This window comes from Pseudomonas sp. MWU15-20650 (genome assembly GCF_023242475.1).
Taxonomy (GTDB): domain Bacteria; phylum Pseudomonadota; class Gammaproteobacteria; order Pseudomonadales; family Pseudomonadaceae; genus Aquipseudomonas.
In genome coordinates this window covers 1-13,309 of the sequence record NZ_JALJFG010000019.1, presented here as the reverse complement: position 1 = coordinate 13,309, position 13,309 = coordinate 1, and the positions used below count along the sequence as shown (strand labels likewise).

General features: G+C 61.3%; 11 protein-coding genes and 1 riboswitch. Of the genes, 6 read left to right on the top strand and 5 right to left on the bottom strand.

The annotated features are described in order from the left end of the window. Positions 1-23 precede the first annotated feature (23 nt). On the top strand, positions 24-770 hold the full coding sequence (locus M5B43_RS15735; protein WP_248750963.1) for an RsiV family protein: 747 nt from the start codon (positions 24-26) through the stop codon (positions 768-770). Here M5B43_RS15735 and cytX read toward each other — a convergent pair. Then, positions 739-2,028 (bottom strand): putative hydroxymethylpyrimidine transporter CytX, encoded by a 1,290-nt coding sequence (cytX, locus tag M5B43_RS15730; RefSeq protein WP_248750962.1) that lies wholly within the window; start codon positions 2,026-2,028, stop codon positions 739-741. The genes M5B43_RS15735 and cytX overlap by 32 nt on opposite strands. 137 nt (positions 2,029-2,165) lie before the next feature. Continuing rightward, entirely contained in the window at positions 2,166-4,055 is a 1,890-nt protein-coding gene (thiC, locus tag M5B43_RS15725) for a phosphomethylpyrimidine synthase ThiC (protein ID WP_248750961.1), read from the bottom strand. A gap of 148 nt (positions 4,056-4,203) precedes the next feature. After that, a riboswitch (TPP riboswitch) is annotated at positions 4,204-4,309 on the bottom strand. Positions 4,310-4,504: 195 nt separating this feature from the next. Between thiC and M5B43_RS15720 the strand changes: the two genes are divergently transcribed. After that, positions 4,505-5,944 carry a TolC family outer membrane protein gene (locus M5B43_RS15720; RefSeq protein ID WP_248750960.1) on the top strand — a complete coding sequence of 480 codons (1,440 nt, stop codon included), beginning with the start codon at positions 4,505-4,507 and terminating at the stop codon, positions 5,942-5,944. On the opposite strand, the gene waaA is transcribed toward M5B43_RS15720, so the two are convergent. Then, positions 5,938-7,212: a lipid IV(A) 3-deoxy-D-manno-octulosonic acid transferase gene (gene waaA / locus M5B43_RS15715; protein WP_248750959.1), complete on the bottom strand. Its 1,275-nt coding sequence runs from the start codon at positions 7,210-7,212 to the stop codon at positions 5,938-5,940. The genes M5B43_RS15720 and waaA overlap by 7 nt on opposite strands. A 23-nt stretch (positions 7,213-7,235) precedes the next feature. Further along, on the bottom strand, positions 7,236-8,126 hold the full coding sequence (locus M5B43_RS15710) for a LysR family transcriptional regulator (protein ID WP_248750958.1): 891 nt from the start codon (positions 8,124-8,126) through the stop codon (positions 7,236-7,238). Between the two features lie 103 nt (positions 8,127-8,229). On the opposite strand from M5B43_RS15710, the gene M5B43_RS15705 reads away from it, so the two are divergent. The 4 genes from M5B43_RS15705 to M5B43_RS15690 all read left to right on the top strand — a co-directional run bounded on the left by M5B43_RS15705 (position 8,230) and on the right by M5B43_RS15690 (position 11,660). Beyond that, positions 8,230-8,565: a multidrug efflux SMR transporter gene (locus M5B43_RS15705; RefSeq protein WP_248750957.1), complete on the top strand. Its 336-nt coding sequence runs from the start codon at positions 8,230-8,232 to the stop codon at positions 8,563-8,565. A 103-nt stretch (positions 8,566-8,668) separates the two neighbouring features. Next, positions 8,669-9,844 carry an FAD-dependent oxidoreductase gene (locus M5B43_RS15700; protein WP_248750956.1) on the top strand — a complete coding sequence of 392 codons (1,176 nt, stop codon included), beginning with the start codon at positions 8,669-8,671 and terminating at the stop codon, positions 9,842-9,844. Beyond that, on the top strand, positions 9,841-10,653 hold the full coding sequence (locus M5B43_RS15695) for an aldo/keto reductase (RefSeq protein ID WP_248750955.1): 813 nt from the start codon (positions 9,841-9,843) through the stop codon (positions 10,651-10,653). The genes M5B43_RS15700 and M5B43_RS15695 overlap by 4 nt, the downstream gene beginning before the upstream one ends. Positions 10,654-10,694: 41 nt before the next feature. Further along, entirely contained in the window at positions 10,695-11,660 is a 966-nt protein-coding gene (locus M5B43_RS15690) for a metal ABC transporter ATPase (RefSeq protein ID WP_248750954.1), read from the top strand. 34 nt (positions 11,661-11,694) lie between these two features. On the opposite strand, the gene hldE is transcribed toward M5B43_RS15690, so the two are convergent. Next, entirely contained in the window at positions 11,695-13,119 is a 1,425-nt protein-coding gene (gene hldE / locus M5B43_RS15685; RefSeq protein WP_248750953.1) for a bifunctional D-glycero-beta-D-manno-heptose-7-phosphate kinase/D-glycero-beta-D-manno-heptose 1-phosphate adenylyltransferase HldE, read from the bottom strand. Positions 13,120-13,309: the final 190 nt, after the last annotated feature.

The window sequence follows — 13,309 nt, the reverse complement described above, 5'->3', positions numbered from 1 at the left end:
CCATCGATTTCCGAAGGACGCACATGTCGCTTTTAAAAATCGCCTCCGTGGCCTGTATTGCCTTGACCCTGGGTGCTTGCCAGAGCCTGTTCCAACCCAGCTATCTCAAGCCGCTGGACACCACCGCTGACAAATCGGAGCAAATCAAGCCTGGCTGCGACAGCCCCGAATGCCCGCTGGTGAACATTGATACCGTGCACTTTCCCGCCGAGCCGCAACTCGACACCCTGGTCGAGCAGCGCTTGCTGCAAATGACCCGCACCCCCCCTGGCGCGAGCGTGCCGGCAACCCTGACGGCCTATCGGGACAAGTTTTTGCGTGAAGCCCCTGACCGCCACAGCATGTACTTGCAGGCCAAGGTACGTGAACAGCATGACGGACTGGTGATCGTTGAAGTCTCCAGCTACCTGGACACCGGCGCCGCCCACGGCGAGCCCGGCCGTGGCTTCATCAACTATTCACGTCTACTGCATAAAGAGCTGAGCCTGAGCGACATGCTGCTGCCAGGCCAGGAGCAGGCGTTCTGGAACACCGCGAAAGTTGCCCACAACAGCTGGCAGATCAACTCGCAGATGGACCGTGACCCGGAGTTCGTGAAGAACTGGCCCTTCCAGAAAACCCCGAACATCGCCTTGACCAGCAACGGCGTAGTACTCAAGTACAACGTAGCGACCATTGCGCCTTACGCATTGGGGCTGATCGAAATGACCATCCCCTATACGCGCCTTACCGGCGTGCTCAAGCCTGAGCTGATGCCCGCACGCCACTGACAGCCCGGCCCAGGACAAACTGCAACAGCCCTGCCAGCAGCAATGCAGGCAGGGTTGCACCTATGTCCGGATACAGGTTGGCCAACAGATGATACGTACTGATGCCACCCAACCAGGCCACCAACGCCGGCCAGTGCAGGTGGGTGACCCTCCCCGGGCTACGGCGGCGCAGGATGAAATGATCCACCAGTACCACGCCAAATAACGGCGCAAACACCGAGCCGATCAGCAACAGGAAGTTCTGGTACTGCGCCAGCGGCGCAAAGCAGGCGATCACGGTGCATATCACGCCAATGGCCAACGCCAGGTGCTCGACCCTCAAGCGCAACAGAATCCCGCTGGACACCGCCGCCGAGTGAATATCGGCAAAGGCGTTTTCCGACTCATCCAGCAGGATCAGCAACAGCGGAATGCCCAGGCCGGCGCCCGCCAGGGCCAGCAGCAACGCATTCACTTCGCCACTGGGCGCAAACGCCAGGGTATAGGCCACGCCCAGGCTCATCAGCCAGAAATTACCGATAAAGAAACCCAGCGCAGTGCCGCCGAACACACTGTTGGCGCGTTTGCCAAAGCGTGAGTAATCGGCAATCAACGGCAGCCAGGACAACGGCATGGCAATCGCAATGTCGAACCCCACCGCAAAGGACATCGAACCGTCACCGGTCTTGGCCCACAGTGCGGCGAGGTCAGCCTTGGCGAGCAGGTTCCAGGTCAGCCACAGGCAGGCGGCGAGGAGCAGCCAGATCCCCCATTTACGCAGGATCTGGCGTACAAAGGTCAACGGGCCGCTCACTGCCAGCAATGTGGCAAGCGCACCGAAGATCAGGGTCCAGAACAGTGGGCTACTCAACAGGCTGCCTTCGCCAAAAGCGCGAGTGCCCAACAGGCTCGCAGCGTCCCGCATCACGATGATCTCGAACGCGCCCCAGCCGATCAGTTGCAGCAAGTTCAGCACCGCCGGCAGGCTGGCGCCCTTGGCGCCGAGGCTGAGTTTGAGCGCTGCCATGGCGGACAGGCCGGTGTCGCTGCCGATCACGCCGACAGCGGCCAGCAGCAGCACGCCCACCAGGGTACCGAAGAAAATCGCCAGCAATGAGCCGCACAGGCCCAGGCCCGGGGCGAGCAGCGCACCGGTTTGCAGGACCATCAGGCCAATGCCGAGGGAGAACCACAGGGAAAACAGGTCGCGGGCGCCGAACACGCGCTTGTCCTGGGGGACTGTAATGTCCGGGGAGTAGGTACTCGGTTGAATGCTCAAGGGGGGTATCTCTGAGGGGCATTTTTTGTTGGAGAGATTGCTATCGGGGGCAAGCCCCCTCCCACACTGAAATGCATTTCAAATGTGGGAGGCAGCTTGCTCCCGATCAGGCCCTTACAGGCACCTTGGATCCCGGATCAGACCTTTTTGTACAACTGGCTACCTTCCCGCTTGAACCGCTCCGCCTGCTCGGCCAAGCCCTTGGCCACGTCCACATCCACCGTTTCAATGCGCTGGTTGGCCGCGTATTCGCGCACTTCGTGGGTCACCTTCATCGAGCAGAACTTCGGCCCGCACATCGAGCAGAAATGCGCGACTTTGGCCGACTCTTTCGGCAACGTTTCATCGTGGAAGGCGCGTGCGGTATCAGGGTCGAGACCAAGGTTGAACTGGTCTTCCCAACGGAATTCGAAGCGCGCCTTGCTCAAGGCGTTGTCGCGGATTTGCGCCCCCGGATGGCCCTTGGCGAGGTCGGCCGCATGCGCAGCGATCTTGTAGGTGATGATCCCGGTCTTCACGTCATCCTTGTTTGGCAAACCCAGGTGTTCCTTGGGTGTGACGTAGCAGAGCATGGCGCAGCCGAACCAGCCGATCATCGCGGCGCCAATGCCGGAAGTGATGTGGTCGTAACCCGGCGCGATGTCGGTGGTCAGCGGCCCGAGGGTGTAGAACGGCGCCTCGTCGCAGCATTCCAGCTGCTTGTCCATGTTCTCCTTGATCAGTTGCATCGGCACGTGGCCAGGACCCTCGATCATGGTTTGCACGTCGTGTTTCCAGGCGATCTTGGTCAGCTCGCCGAGTGTTTCCAGCTCACCGAATTGCGCTGCGTCGTTGGCATCTGCCACCGAGCCTGGGCGCAGGCCATCGCCGAGAGAGAAGCTGACGTCATACGCCTTCATGATTTCGCAGATTTCCTCGAAATGCGTGTAGGCGAAGTTTTCCTTGTGGTGGGCCAGGCACCACTTGGCCATGATGGCGCCGCCACGGCTGACGATGCCGGTCACGCGGTTGGCGGTCAGCGGTACATAACGCAACAAGACACCGGCGTGAATGGTGAAATAGTCCACCCCCTGCTCGGCCTGTTCGATCAGCGTGTCGCGGAACAGCTCCCAGGTCAGGTCCTCGGCCACGCCGTCGACTTTTTCCAGGGCCTGGTAGATCGGCACGGTCCCGATCGGCACTGGCGAGTTACGGATGATCCACTCGCGGGTTTCGTGGATGTGCTTGCCGGTGGACAAATCCATGATGTTGTCCGAGCCCCAGCGAATGCCCCAGGTCATCTTCGCCACTTCTTCTTCAATGGACGAACCCAGGGCACTGTTGCCGATGTTGCCGTTAATCTTCACCAGGAAGTTACGACCGATGATCATCGGTTCCAATTCGGTATGGTTGATGTTGGCGGGAATGATCGCGCGGCCACGGGCAATTTCTTCGCGGACAAATTCAGGCGTGATGATTTTCGGGATGCTTGCGCCAAAGCTGTGGCCAGGGTGCTGCTGTTTGAGCAGGCCGGTGGCGCGTGCTTCTTCCAGCTTCATATTTTCGCGGATGGCGACGTATTCCATCTCCGGCGTGATGATGCCTTTGCGCGCGTAGTGCATCTGGCTCACGTTGGCACCAGCCTTGGCCCGACGCGGGTTTTGCAGGTGAGCAAAGCGCAGGTAAGCCAGGTCCGGGTTATCGAGGCGCTCCTGACCGTAGCTTGAGCTCAGGCAGGTCAGGCGCTCAGTGTCACCACGTTCTTCAATCCACGGCGAACGCACATCGGCCAAGCCTTTGCGCACATCGATGATGACGTTGGGGTCGGTGTAAGGACCGGAGGTGTCGTAGACCACCACGGGGGCGTTGATTTCGCCACCGAATTCAGTGGGGGTCACGTCCAGGCTGATTTCGCGCATCGGCACGCGAATGTCCGGGCGAGAGCCTTGTACGTAGATTTTTTGCGAGCGGGTAAAAGGCTGCACGGAGCCAGAGTCGACCTTGGCCGATTCACTCAAGTGCACGGTGTTTTTTGGTTTTGTACTCATCACGGGCTCTCCAACTTATCCAGGCGGTGGATTTTTGTCGGAGCGAACCTGTGACGGATGGACGCACTGGAACCAGTGCTGTGCTGACGCACAAGAGCTGTTCGATTGTCGAACAACATCCCGGACGAAGCACAAGAGGACTCGCCGGGTGACGAGAAATCTTGTTCCCTACGCAGGCGCTAACCTGATCAGGTTCAACGGGATCCGGTATTTACCGATCTCAGCCTTCCAACAAGGCACCCCGACAAGAACGCGGCCAGTCTAGACCATGGCGTGGGCAAATTGCCAATAGCGCTGCATTCAGCGTGATGAATGGTGCAATGACAGGATTGTTGTGCCGTGTTCACGCCACTACACTCGGCAACTGCCTGGAGGCTTGACGCTATGGATTACTCGTCTTAGCCTTGGCGCAGAATTATAACCGTAATATCAAATCTAGGGATTGCCTCATGCTGCGCAAACTTTCACTGGCGCTTGCCGTGTCTTGTGCAACCAACGGAATGGTCTGGGCAGCTGAAGCGCCCCTGTCGACCAAAACCGATCTGGTCAGCGTCTACCAAGAAGCGGTGGATAACAACGCCGACCTGGCCGCAGCCCGCGCCCAATACGGGGCGCAAAAAGAAGTAGTGCCCCAGGCCCGGGCCGGCCTGCTGCCAAACCTGTCGGCGGGCGCCGATTCCAATAATGTGCGCAACCAGTTTGATCACCCTGCCGCCACGCTCAATCGCGATGCACATTCCTGGCAGGCGACCCTGAGCCAGCCGCTGTTTCGTGCTGACCGCTGGTTTCAGTTGCAGGCCGCAGAAGCCGTTAATGAACAAGCTGCGCTGCAGCTCTCCGCCACCGAGCAGAGCCTGATCCTGCAAAGTGCCGAGTACTACTTCAGCGTACTGCGGGCCCAGGACAACCTGGCCACGACCAAGGCCGAAGAAGCCGCGTTCAAGCGCCAATTGGACCAGTCTAACGAGCGCTTCGACGTCGGCCTGTCAGACAAGACCGACGTGCTGCAATCCCAGGCCAGCTACGACACCGCACGTGCCAACCGCATCGTCGCGCAACGCCAGGTAGACGACGCCTTCGAAGCACTGATCACCCTGACCAACCGTCAGTACAACTCGATCCAGGGCATCGTCCACACGCTGCCGGTGCTGCCACCGACACCTAACGACGCCAAGGCCTGGGTCGAGACGGCCGGTCGCCAGAACCTCAACCTCCTGGCCAGCAACTATGCAGTCACCGCCGCCGAAGAAACCCTCAGACAACGCAAGGCTGGCCACGCGCCGACCCTGGATGCAGTAGCGCAATACCAGAAGGGTGACAACGATGCCCTCGGCGCCAGCAACCCCAACCCTTTCGGCCCGGACTATCGGGGTGACGCATCGCGCAGGACCATCGGCCTGCAGTTGAACATCCCGATCTACAGCGGCGGCCTCACCAGTTCGCAGGTGCGCGAATCCTATTCGCGCCTCGACCAGACCGAGCAGCAACGTGAGGGCCTGCGCCGCCAGGTGGTGGAAAACACACGCAACCTGCACCGTGCGGTGAACACCGATGTGGAACAGGTGCAGGCACGCCGCCAGTCGATCATCTCTAACCAGAGCGCGGTGGAAGCCACGGAAATCGGCTATCAGGTAGGCACGCGCAATATCGTCGATGTGCTGGAGTCACAGCGCCAGCTCTACTCGTCCGTGCGCAGCTATAACAACAGCCGCTACGACTACATCCTCGACAACCTGCGCTTGAAGCAGGCTGCGGGCACGCTGAACCCAGGGGACTTGCAAGACCTGACGCGCTACCTCAAGGCTGACTACAACCCGGACAAGGACTTCCTGCCACCGGACCTGGCCAAAGCCGCCGCCGAACAGCTGAAAGCCCGCCCGGGCTATTGAATCAAACGACCCAGGCCATCCAGCAAGCGCTGCAACGCGCCCTGGTTGGCCTGCATCACCGCAAGCCCCGCCTCTGCCATCCTGCGCGCATCCTGGGGCAACTCGAACAACTGCCGCACCGCCTCGGCCAGCCCTTCTGCATCATCCACCTCTCGCAACGCCCCGGCATCGCGCATCATCGTGGTGATTTCGAGGAAGTTGAACAAATGCGGCCCCATGATCACCGGCTTACCCAACGCTGCCGGCTCCAATGGATTGTGCCCGCCGGTCGGTACCAGGCTGCCGCCGACAAAGGCGCTGTCGGCCAAGGCATAGAGAAACAGTAACTCGCCCATGGTGTCGCCGAGCAACACTGAGGTTTGCGCGGTGACGGGCTCGCCACTGGAACGACGTACCGTGGCAAAGCCTTGCTGCACGCAGCGCTCAAATGTCGGGCCGAAGCGTTCCTGATGCCGCGGCACCAGAATCAGCAGCGCGTTGGGGTAGCTGGCAAGCAGTTGGCGATGGGCCGCCAGCACGACCTCATCTTCGCCTTCGTGAGTGCTGGCCGCGATCCACACCGGGCGTTCGCTGGCGCCCCATTGCTCGCGCAAGGCGGCGGCGCGCGACGGCAGTTGAGGATCGATGGTCAGGTCGAACTTGATCGAGCCGGTGACTTCGACGGTTTCCGGCCGTGCGCCCAGGCTCAGAAAACGCTGGGCTTCGGCTTGCGTTTGCACCGCGAACAGGCTCATTTGCGCAAGCATCGGCGCAGTCAACTTGGCAAAGCGCGCATAGCCCTTGGCCGAACGCGCCGACAGCCGCGCATTCGCCAGTGCCACTGGAATGCCGCGCTGGGCGCAGGCATGGATGTGGTTGGGCCACAACTCGGTTTCCATGATCACGGCCAGCTTGGGTTGCACACGATCGAGAAAACGCTTGGCGGCGCAGGGCAAGTCGTATGGCAGGTAGCAGTGCTGGATGCGCGGCTCGTTGGCAAACAATGCCTGGATACGCTCGGAACCGGTGGGCGTCATGCAGGTGACGGTCATCGGCAACTGTGGATAACGTTCCAACAGGCCACGGATCATCGGCGCCGCCGCAATACTTTCGCCCACCGACACGGCGTGCACCCAGATCCCACCCGGCTGGACCACCGGCAAGCCATAGGAAAACCGCTCGCCCACACGCTTGGCATAGGCCGGCGCCTTGCGTGCACGCAGCCACAGACGCAAGGCCACCAACGGTAGCACCAGGTAAAACAGACAGCTGTAGAGAGTTCTATTCATGGCGGCGGAGTTTATCGGCTTTTTCAGTCGATCGCCTGCAAGCACTCGGCAAAACGTTTGGCCAGGAAGCGGGCCGCGGGCCCCAGGTGTTCATCGCGACGCCACACCAACTCCACCACCAGGGCCGGCGGTGTCCATTCGCTGACCAATTCGACCATTTGTTGCTGATAGGTCGGGTATTGCACGATATGCCGAGGCAGCCAGGCCCAGCCCAGGCCACTCATCACCCATTCGGCCAATACGTAGAAGCTGTCGGCGCGCCACACCAGCGGGCTCGCCGCTTCGCTGCCAGGATAGACGCTGGTCTGGGTCGACATCAGCAACTGGCGAAACTGTGCCAGATGCTGGCACGTCACATACTTTTCCTTGGCCAACGGGTGATTCACACCGCACACCGTGACCATTTCCACGCGCCCCACCACCCGTCGCTCAAGGGCCTCGGGAATTTGGTCGTGGTAGAACAACAACCCCAGGTCAGCCTTGCGCTCCACCAACTTGCGCGCCACATCGCCTTGGGCGGCACTGGACAGCTGCACCTCCAAGAGCGGGTATTGCACCGCCAACGCCTCGAGACTATCGAGCACCGGCTGGAACAGCATCGCCTCATCCTGAGCCAGGCGCAGGCAGGCTTCCTCGCCACGGGTCAAGGACAGCGCCCGACCATTGAGCCGCTCACACTGGCGCAGCACTTCACGCGCTTCCTCCAGCAATACGCCGCCGGCCTCGGTCAAGCGCGGCTGACGGCCACTGCTGCGCTCGAACAGGCACAGCCCCAGGTCCGCTTCCAGCAAAGCAATGCCATTGCTTACCGCCGATTGCGCCTTGCGCTGGTCGCGCGCCACCGCCGAAAAGGAACGCTGCTCGGCGACGCTGACAAACAGGCGCATCTGTTCCAGATTCCACTGCACGCTCATGGCCCAACCCATCTTTAATTCGGATAGGTAATGACTTTATCTCATCTCTCGAAGCGTTAGAATGCCGACCTTACCAAGCACGCAACACACCGAGGATTACCCCATGAATGCCGCCTACCTCTACCTGGCCGTTGCCATCTGCTCAGAAGTGGTCGCGACCGTTTCCATGAAAGCCGTCAAGGGCTTGAGCACGCCGATCCCGCTGCTGCTGATGATTGTGGGTTATGGCGTAGCGTTCTGGATGCTCACACTGGTGGTGCGCACCGTGCCGGTGGGCGTGGCTTATGCGGTCTGGGCGGGGTTGGGGATCGTGATGGTCAGTGTCGCCGCGCTGTTTATCTACGGGCAGAAACTGGATATCCCGGCGATGCTGGGCATGGGCCTGATTGTCCTGGGCGTGGTCGTGATTCAGCTGTTCTCGAAAACCGTCGGGCACTGATCGCTCGCTTTAGCCTCAACCGCCTCGCTTCACTCGACAGCGCCTACGGTATGCATGGCTTGAGAATGTATACTTGGCGCCTTGTTTTGAAGTGAGGTCGCCGATGCCATCCGTTATTTCCACCGACGTTCTGATTGTCGGCGCCGGGGTTGCCGGGCTCTGGCTCAATGCACGCCTGCGCCGCCAGGGGTTTTCCACCGTACTGGTGGAAAGCGCCACCTTGGGCGGCGGGCAAAGCGTGAAGTCCCAAGGGATCATTCACGGCGGTGCAAAATACGCCCTTCACGGCGCCCTCACCGGCGCGTCCGAAGCGATTGCCGATATGCCGCGTCGCTGGCGCGAAGCGCTGGCGGGTAACGGCGAGCTGGATCTGTCCGGCGTGCGCTTGCTCTCCGAAGCCCATTACCTGTGGTCCCCCGGCACGATCGCCGGCAACCTCACCAGCTTCTTCGCCAGCAAGGCCGTGCGTGGCCGCGTCGATCAGGTCAAAGGCGACGAATTGCCCCTGGCCCTGCAAGACCGCCGTTTCAAAGGCAAGGTCTATCGCTTGGCGGAACTGGTGGTCGATGTGCCAAGCCTGATCGAACGCCTCGCACAGCTGGCGGGTGATGGCTTGCTCGCGGGGCAACACATTGAACCGCTGCTGGAAGGCGACGCCCTGGTGGGCTTGAAGGTCGACGGCCGCGAGATCCGCGCGCAGCGCATTGTATTGAGTGCCGGCGGCGGCACCGCTGACGTACTGGCGACCCTGGGCCTGAGCCAGCCGGCCATGCAAAAGCGCCCGCTGCATATGATCATCGCCAAAGGCCCGGGCTTGAAGCCGCTGTACGCCCATTGCCTGGGCGGCGGCACCAAGCCTCGCCTCACCATTACCACCCACCCGGCTGCCGACGACAATTGGGTGTGGTACATAGGCGGCGATATCGCCGAGGCGGACGGCGTCGCGCGCACACCGCAAGAACAAATCGCCACCGCTGAAAAAGAGCTGGCGCAACTGCTGCCATGGATCGACATGAACCAGACCCAGTGGGCCACTCTGCGGGTAGACCGTGCCGAGCCGCTGCAATCGGGCCTGAGCCGCCCCGACAACGCCTTCCTCGCCGAACACGGCCGCCTGTTGGTGGGCTGGCCGACCAAACTGGCGTTGGCGCCCGACTTCGCTGACCGCGTGCTCAGCGCCCTGGAACGCGACGGCATCCACCCAAGCGCAACGGCACCTCTGCCCGACCTGCCAAGACCGGCAATCGGTCAACCCGCCTGGGAGCAATTGTTACCATGAGCCTGCCCACCCTGCACGACCTGCACCGCCCCCTGGGCAGCACCGGCCTGCTGGTGTCGCCACTGGGCCTGGGTACCGTCAAGCTGGGTCGCGATCAGGGGGTTAAATACCCCAGCGGCTTCCAGATCCCCGATGACGACGCGGCGCGGATGCTACTGCGCCAGGCCCGCGAATTGGGCATCAACCTGATCGACACCGCCCCAGCCTATGGCCGCAGCGAAGAGCGCCTGGGCCCCCTGCTGCGTGGCCAGCGCAAGGACTGGGTCATCGTCAGCAAGGTCGGCGAGGAGTTTGCCGAAGGCGTGTCCCATCACGATTTCAGCGCGGCCCATACGCGAATGTCGATCGAACGTAGCCTGAAACGATTGGAAACGGATTTCATCGATCTGGTGCTGGTGCATTCCGATGGCAACGACATGCATATCCTCAACGATTGCGAGGTGTACCAGACCCTGGCAGCGCTGAAAAAAGAGGGCAAGATTCGCGGTTTCGGCTTCTCCGGCAAAACCGTCGAAGGCGGCGTAAAGGCTCTGGAACAGGGTGATTGCGCGATGGTCACCTACAATCTGAACGAACAGGCTGAGAAAGCCGTGATTGATTACGCCGCAGCCCATGGCAAGGGCGTCCTGGTGAAAAAAGCCCTGGCCAGTGGTCACGTTTGCCTGGAGCCAGGAATGGATCCAATTCATGCCAGTTTCATGTTGTTGTTTGCGCAAACGGGCGTCGCCAGTGCTATTGTCGGGACCATTAATCCGCTGCACCTGGCCCATAACGTGGCGACCGCTGCCCGGGTCATTCGTCAACTCTGATGCCGCCGACGCGGCCGACCCCGTCGCAAGAAGGAGCCGACATGCCGCGAACGCTCATTAGAAAAAACCCCAGCAACTTCAAAACACTGCCACTGCACGTCGAAGCCACCCCCGAGGGCCTGAGTTACCAGAGCGTCGGCATGCCGCTCAACTTCGCCCAGACCCTGCAACGGCGCAAGCCGGTAGAGGTGCCGGACGCCGAGCGCTTCGCCCTGGAACTGGCGAACCTCGGCGTCTCGGTGCGCCTGACCCTGCACTGGCAAAACAAGGATTACTGGGTACTGGTGCGCCAACGCCGCCAGGACCGTGGCGATGTGGTGCTCAAGCTGATCTCCGGCTATGTCCCGGCCCATGAGTTGAACTTGCCGCTGCATACCGCCATCCAGGAAATTGCCGAAGAATGCTTGCTCGAAACACCCGAAGGCTGGCTCGGCGGACGCTTCAATGACACGTGGCTGCCAGCCCCCTACTCTTCAGCCCTGCATTATCGCGAAGCCCTGCCATTTCGCCTGAGCCCCTTGTCCGGCGCCGCTCGCCCGGTGCGCTGTGCAACCACGCAGTTGATCGAGCGTCCACGGGCCTATGTGCACCTGCCGACGGCATCGCTGCAGCTGATTTATGACTTGCGCCTGGAAGTGCCGAAGGAGGCCAAGTCGCTCAGCCTGTTTCATGTGGATGAGCGCCTGGAAGGTGATCAATTGGTAGCTCGCCTGGATCGCCAGCGCCCGGACCTGTACCTGATGCCGCTCAAAGACGGCGAACCACTGGCCGAGCTGTATACCGTCAAGAAAGATCAGCTCTACCCGGCCAGTACACGCGGCCTGTACCTGGCGGAAAGCTTCGCCCAGCAGGAGGGCTGGCTGGTACGCGATGAGCGGATTCGCTGGAAGGATTGGCTCCGGCAGCAGGGCCTGGCCGAACCGGAAAAGGAGTCGAAACTGACGCGTTTGACTGGGAAAGCGCGGCAGATGCTAAGCAAGATCGTGCCGAAAAAAACCAGCCGTTAGGGGCGAGTACGCTCGCCCCTGACGGTGATGTACATCACTCGTTATTACGGATCTTTTCAACGATAGCGGTGGTCGAGCTGTTCTCGACCAGCCCCAGCACTTTGACCGTGCCGCCGTAGGCACTGACGATATCCGCACCGACCACCTGGTCGACGGAATAGTCACCGCCCTTGACCAGCACGTCCGGCTTGACCTGGGCCAGCAGGTTTTCCGGGGTTCCCTCAGAAAAGCTGATCACCCAGTCCACTGCGCCCAGCCCCGCCAGAACCGCCATGCGCCGGTCAACACTGTTGATCGGACGACCCGGGCCTTTCAAGCGGCTGACCGACGCGTCATCGTTGACCGCCACGATCAGGCGATCGCCTTGGGCACGTGCCTGCTCCAGATAAGTCACATGACCGGCGTGCAGGATGTCGAAGCAGCCGTTGGTAAACACAATGCTTTCGTTGTGGGCCCGCGCATCGTCAATCGCCAGCAGCAATTGCTCGAGGCTCAGCACGCCGCGCTCCGAACCTTCGGAGCGCTGGATCGCACGGCGCAATTCCGGTGCACTGATGGCAGCGGTGCCCAGCTTACCGACCACAATGCCCGCCGCCAGGTTGGCCAGCGCCACGGCGTGAGGCAGTTCTTCACCGGCGGCAATGGAGGCTGCCAGGGTGGAAATCACCGTATCGCCGGCGCCGGTGACGTCAAACACTTCACGGGCACGCGCCGGCAAGTGCATGGCCGGGTGGCCCGGGCGCAACAAGGTCATGCCATGCTCGCCACGGGTCACCAGCAAGGCGCCCAAATCGAGATCGGTCATCAGTGCCGCACCCTTGCTCACCAGCTCGTGCTCATCGACGCAACCGCCGACGATGGTTTCGAACTCGCTGAGGTTTGGTGTCAGCAGGCTGGCGCCTCGATAAATCGAGAAGTCCTTGCCCTTGGGGTCGGCCAGCACCGGAATGTTGCGGGCCTTGGCGGCCTGGATCAACACCTGATGGTTCTGCAAGGCGCCTTTGCCGTAGTCGGACAACACCAGCACCTTGATCCCTTCGAGCAAGGCGTCGACCTGGTTGCCGAGGGCCAGGGCGTCGGTGGCGAAGGGTTCTTCGAAATCGATTCGCAGCAACTGCTGGTGACGGCTCATGACCCGCAGCTTGACGATGGTCGGCTGGTGCGCAATGCGCTGGAACAGTGCGCGCACGCCAGCACCGCGCAGGCTATTGGCCAGGCTGTCGGCAGCTTCGTCGTCACCAGTCACACCCACCAGGGAGGCAGGGGCGCCGAGGGCGGCAATATTGAGGGCAACGTTGGCAGCGCCACCTGGACGGTCTTCAATGTGCTCGACCTTGACCACCGGTACCGGCGCCTCAGGGGAAATCCGTGAGGTACCACCATGCCAGTAACGGTCGAGCATGACATCGCCGACCACCAAGACAGCGGCTTGATTGAATCGCGGCATGGACAACTTCATGGAGCAACCCACATACAAAATGAACAGGGGCGCGATATTAGCACAGGGTTTGCGATGGCTTGTGACTGGCGCAACGTCGAATCCATCGCACGGCAAATGTGGAAGGGGGCTTGCCCTAATGCCAGTCAGTTAAGAAGGAACACTATCACTGTGGCGAGCGGGCTTGTCCCGCGTTGGGCTGCGCAGCAGT